Here is a 5,244-nt window from a genome sequence, read left to right as displayed (position 1 = left end):
ATTAATCGCCCAGTATCCGTCCAAACACCGAACTGCCAGCCGATTGCTGACACTTGATGGAAATAGTGGTGAGCTGGCAGATCGCCTGTTCAGCGACTTTCTGGATTTACTCAAACCCAATGATTTGCTGGTGTTCAACAACACCAAAGTCATTCCTGCTCGCCTGTTAGGCGAAAAAGAAACTGGCGGGAAAATTGAGGTTTTGGTAGAACGGGTCCTGGACGATAAACGCGTTCTGGCACACATTCGCAGTAGCAAGTCTCCGGGAGAGGGTCGAATTTTAATTTTGGAAACCGAGCTTCGTGTTGAGGTTCTGGGCCGTCAGGATGCGTTATTTGAACTTAAGTTTGATATTGCAGGCGACGTAATTGAGGCGCTCGAACAATACGGACGATTACCTTTACCCCCTTATATAGAGCGTGAAGTTGATAAAAATGATTTGGATCGATACCAAACCGTCTATGCCAAGCAAATTGGCGCGGTGGCAGCACCGACAGCCGGGCTGCACTTTGATAATGAGCTGATGCAACGAATCCGCGATAGCGGTATAGACATGACTGAAGTCACATTGCATGTCGGAGCAGGAACATTTCAGCCGGTGCGGGTTGAGGATATTCGTACGCATCAAATGCATTCCGAGCGTATTGAAGTTAGCGAAACCGTTTGTGAAAAGGTTCGTCAAACTCGCAAAAAAGGTGGACGAGTTATTGCAATAGGCACTACCAGCGTAAGAGCATTGGAAAGCGCCTCACGTAGTGGCGAAATTGAGTCCTATTCAGGTGAAACAGATATCTTTATCTATCCGGGCTACCAGTTTCGTTCAGTAGACGCGATGGTCACTAACTTTCATTTATCCGAATCGACTTTATTGATGTTGGTCTCGGCCTTTGCCGGACGCGACCATATAATGACGGCCTATCATCACGCCATTGAGCAACGTTATCGTTTTTTCAGTTACGGTGACGCCATGTTTATCACCAGGAAAACTGCATGACTCTTTTAGACAAAGTTCGCTTTGTGCTGGTTGGCACCACACATCCAGGTAATATCGGTGCTTCTGCCCGGGCAATGAAAACCATGGGCTTATCAAATCTTCATCTGGTATCGCCGAAAATCTATCCTAGTGCCGAGGCGACAGCACGGGCTTCTGGAGCAGATGATGTGTTGGCGAAAGCAGTGGTGCATGACACCCTGCAGTCGGCATTAACCGGTTGTCAGCATGTGTTTGGCATGAGTGCCCGGCTCAGACACCTTGCAGTGCCATTAATGAATCCGCGTGAAGCGGTTGCCTCGCTTGAAAAATATGATGATGATACCCATATTGCAATTGTATTCGGGCGGGAGCATTCCGGTTTATCAAATGACGAACTGGATCTATGTCATACCTTGATAAATATTCCGGCAAATCCAGAATATAGTTCGTTAAATCTGGCTGCTGCGGTTCAGGTTATGGCATATGAATTACGCATGAGTTTCAATCCGACCATTGAACGAGGTCGTGTGGGTGAAGAACGTGAGGCCATTCACGCCGAAGATCTGGTGCATTTATACGACCATTTCGAACGCAGTCTGACCACCATCGGCTTTTTAGATCCGAGCAATCCACGTAATTTAATGCGGCGGATTCGTCGTTTATTTAACCGTGCAGATCTTGACCGGAATGAAGTTCAGATTTTGCATGGCATTTTGCGTGCAGCAGAGACCAAAGCGAGGAGTACAAAATGAACGATCAATTACATGTGACCCGCTGGCAGCGTTTTAAAGAAGATATCTACTGCGTATTTGACAGAGATCCTGCGGCGCGCAATGTGTTTGAGATCGTCACCACCTACCCAGGTGTGCATGCATTAACACTGCATCGCTTCAGCCATTGGTTATGGAAAAAAGGCTGGATGTGGCTGGCTCGTTTTATGTCGACTATCGGTCGTTGGTTGACCGGAATTGAAATCCATCCGGGCGCCAAAATCGGTCGGCGCTTTTTTATTGACCATGGCATGGGCGTGGTGATTGGTGAAACAGCCGAAATTGGTGATGATTGCACGCTCTATCATGGTGTGACACTGGGGGGGACCTCCTGGAAAGGTGGCAAACGCCATCCGACGTTAACCAATAATGTTGTTGTGGGGGCTGGGGCAAAAGTTTTAGGGCCGATTACTGTTCATGAAGGAGCCCGTATTGGCTCCAATTCGGTAGTGGTTAAGGATGTTGCAGCGAATGAAACCGTTGTTGGTATCCCTGGACGAGTGGTCAGAAGCCAGAAGAACCCCGACAAAAAAGCCCAGGAAAAGCTGGCGCAATCCGTTGGTTTTGATGCTTATGGTACCTCAACACAAACACTGGATCCGGTGGCATCTGCCATTCATGGATTGATTGAACATATTCATTTAATGGAAAAGCGCATGGATTCCATGTGCCAGACAATTCATCGTTTAGGCGGCGAAATGCCAGATGTTTCGATGCCTGAACTGGAAGGATGCGAGTTGGATAAAGATCAGGATTCAGCTAAAGTTGACTAAAATAGTCGGGTATGGAAAACTATCAGAATAGTCTGTGATAGGAAACCAATATGCGCTTAACGACGAAGGGTCGCTATGCTGTGACAGCAATGCTCGATTTAAGTCTGAATTACGGTGTCGGCGCGATCACGCTTGCTGATATATCCGAGCGTCAGGGTATCTCGCTTTCCTATTTGGAACAGTTATTTGCCAGATTACGGAAACAGGGGTTAGTCAGCAGTTCACGTGGTCCTGGCGGTGGTTATCGTTTAAGTCGGGCAGCTACCGAAATTACTGTGTTGGATGTGATTTCAGCGGTTGATGAAAAAGTGGATAGCACGCAATGTCAGGGCAAACATAACTGCCATGCTGATGAGCAATGTGTCAGTCATGAGTTATGGCAAAGCCTGAGTGATCAGATTCGACTCTATCTGGCAGGTATCACCTTGCATCATGTGGTAAGTGACTACGAACGAAATCTTAACAACCGGGGTAACAGCGAAAAAGTCATCAAATTTGATGCACTTTAATTTTCGTTACTGAGTCTTATGTCCTTTGCTTATTTAGATCATAACGCCGGAACCGGATTGGCTGAAGGCGTTCTGGATATGATGTTGCCCTATCTTAAACAGCAACAGGGTAATCCTTCCAGCAGCCATCGTTTTGGTCGTTATACGCTTGCAGCAATTGATCATGCACGACAACAAGTCGCCAATTTGGTAAATGTAGAAACCGATCAAATTATATTTACCAGTGGTGGCACAGAATCGAATAATCAGGCCATTGGTGGCGTTGCTCAGAAGTACGATTCCGGACGCGTTTTAATTGGCAGTACTGAACATCCTGCCGTGCTTGAACCCGCCAAAAGATTACAACAGCAGGGTTTTGAAGTACTGTTCATTCCGGTTAATGCTGATGGTCTGATCAATGTTGAGATATTTGAAACCTTACTGACCGACGATACCCGTCTGGTCTCGGTGATGTGGGCAAATAATGAAACTGGCGTAATACAGAATATTGCTCAATTAACCGAACTGACCAGGCAACGGGATATCGTATTTCACAGTGATGCCGTGCAGGCAGCCGGTAAGCTGGAAATTGATTTTCAGGCGGCTGGGATTCAGATGATGAGTCTGTCTGCACATAAGTTCGGTGGTCCAAAAGGCGTTGGTGCGCTGATTGTTGATAAAAAACTGGACTGGCCTGCATATGTATTAGGTGGTGGTCAGGAACACGAAAAGCGCAGTGGTACCGAGAATGTTGCGGCAATAGTCGGGTTTGGGGCGGCAGCTGAGAAAGCCAAGCAACAATTAACGCATTATCAGCAACATTGTCGTGAATTAAGAGATTTGCTGGAAATTCGATTACGCGAAATACCCGGGGTGACGGTTTTTGCACAGTCAACAGAACGTCTGCCAAATACAGTGTTTTTTTCATTACAGGGTTTTGATTCCGACACCTTACTGATGTCACTGGATCGCAAGGGGTTTTCGGTTTCCAGTGGTTCAGCATGTGGCACGGGACGACAAATACCAAGCCATGTGCTTAAAGCCATGGGCGTAGATGATATGACGGCATTAGGTGCTGTCCGGGTGAGTGTTTCATTGGAAAATACTACAGAACAAATTGAACAACTGGCAGTCGTAATTGAAAAAGAAGCCAGTCGTTTTAACCATTTGATGAACAGGTAATGAAATGACAACAATTACATTGACACAATCAGCAGTAAAACGCGTTCGCGACATGGTTACCAAGCGTGACAGTGGCATTGGCTTACGAATCGGGGTAGTCAAAAGTGGCTGCTCAGGTTATAGCTATGCCCTTGATTACGCAGATAGCGTTGCGGCCAACGATATGATTATTGAGCAGGACGATGTCAAAGTCGTGGTAGATAAAGATAACCTGCCTCTGTTGGAAGGCATGATTTTGGATTTTGTTAAGGAAGGACTGAACCAGAGCTTCAAATTCATAAATCCGAATGTCACTTCTGAATGTGGCTGTGGTGAGAGCTTCAGCGTGACAAAATAAAACGATTAATTTTTTATAATGAATACTGCCCGTCAAGTACGGGCAGTTTTGTTTTATCCCACCATTAAGCGTGATTTAATTCCGACCATGACCGAACTAAGCAATCTGCAATTTGATGCGCAGCATTTGTGGCATCCCTATAGTAGCGTGGAAAATCCGCCGCTTTTACATGAAGTGATTTCGGCAAAAGGCGTGTATTTAACATTGGCTAATGGTCGCGAAATCATTGATGGTATGTCCTCCTGGTGGTCAGCTATTCATGGTTACGGCCATCCACGTCTTAATGCAGCAGCTAAAGATCAACTCGATAAAATGTCGCATGTAATGTTTGGCGGCTTGACTCATGATCCGGCGGTCAGTCTGGCACGACGTTTAATCGATATCACTGATGATGCCCTGCAATATGTCTTTCTGGCTGATTCCGGCTCGGTATCAGTTGAAGTCGCTATTAAAATGGCGATTCAATACTGGTTTGCACAGGGTAAAACAGAGAAGCAGAAACTGCTTTCACTAAGAAGCGGCTATCACGGCGATACCTTCGGCGCGATGGCGGTTTGTGATCCGGTTAATGGCATGCATTCCCAGTTTGCCAAGGTACTTCCACAACATCTGTTTGCTCCAGCCCCCACCTGTCGCGACGATGTTGAATGGCAGGACAGTGATATTGCTGAAATGCGGGCATTAATTGAAGCCAACCATGAACAGCTGGCGGCAGTGATTG

The 5,244-nt window shown here is 46.5% G+C and carries 7 protein-coding genes; all 7 read left to right on the top strand.

The annotated features are described in order from the left end of the window. The coding region (queA, locus tag B3182_RS13755) for a tRNA preQ1(34) S-adenosylmethionine ribosyltransferase-isomerase QueA (RefSeq protein WP_292753131.1) at positions 1-994 on the top strand (994 nt) is incomplete at its 5' end. Continuing rightward, on the top strand, positions 991-1,725 hold the full coding sequence (locus B3182_RS13750) for an RNA methyltransferase (RefSeq protein ID WP_292355960.1): 735 nt from the start codon (positions 991-993) through the stop codon (positions 1,723-1,725). The genes queA and B3182_RS13750, both read left to right, overlap by 4 nt. Then, positions 1,722-2,516, top strand: coding sequence for a serine O-acetyltransferase (gene cysE, locus B3182_RS13745; RefSeq protein ID WP_292355958.1), 795 nt, complete (start codon positions 1,722-1,724; stop codon positions 2,514-2,516). The genes B3182_RS13750 and cysE overlap by 4 nt, the downstream gene beginning before the upstream one ends. Before the next feature lie 50 nt (positions 2,517-2,566). After that, positions 2,567-3,025: an Rrf2 family transcriptional regulator gene (locus B3182_RS13740; RefSeq protein WP_292355956.1), complete on the top strand. Its 459-nt coding sequence runs from the start codon at positions 2,567-2,569 to the stop codon at positions 3,023-3,025. A gap of 18 nt (positions 3,026-3,043) precedes the next feature. Continuing rightward, a complete protein-coding gene (locus tag B3182_RS13735) occupies positions 3,044-4,186 on the top strand; it encodes a cysteine desulfurase family protein (protein ID WP_292355954.1) in 1,143 nt (380 codons plus the stop codon). Positions 4,187-4,190: 4 nt separating this feature from the next. Further along, entirely contained in the window at positions 4,191-4,523 is a 333-nt protein-coding gene (locus B3182_RS13730) for a HesB/IscA family protein (protein ID WP_292355953.1), read from the top strand. 87 nt (positions 4,524-4,610) lie between these two features. Beyond that, positions 4,611-5,244 (top strand): aminotransferase class III-fold pyridoxal phosphate-dependent enzyme (locus B3182_RS13725; protein WP_292753144.1); only part of this gene is annotated, 634 nt, incomplete at its 3' end.

The sequence above is a fragment of the Methylophaga sp. UBA4204 genome, assembly GCF_002379485.1.
Classification (GTDB): Bacteria; Pseudomonadota; Gammaproteobacteria; order Nitrosococcales; family Methylophagaceae; genus Methylophaga.
The sequence above is the reverse complement of the archived record's forward strand: the minus strand, read 5'-3'. Positions and strand labels throughout refer to the sequence as shown.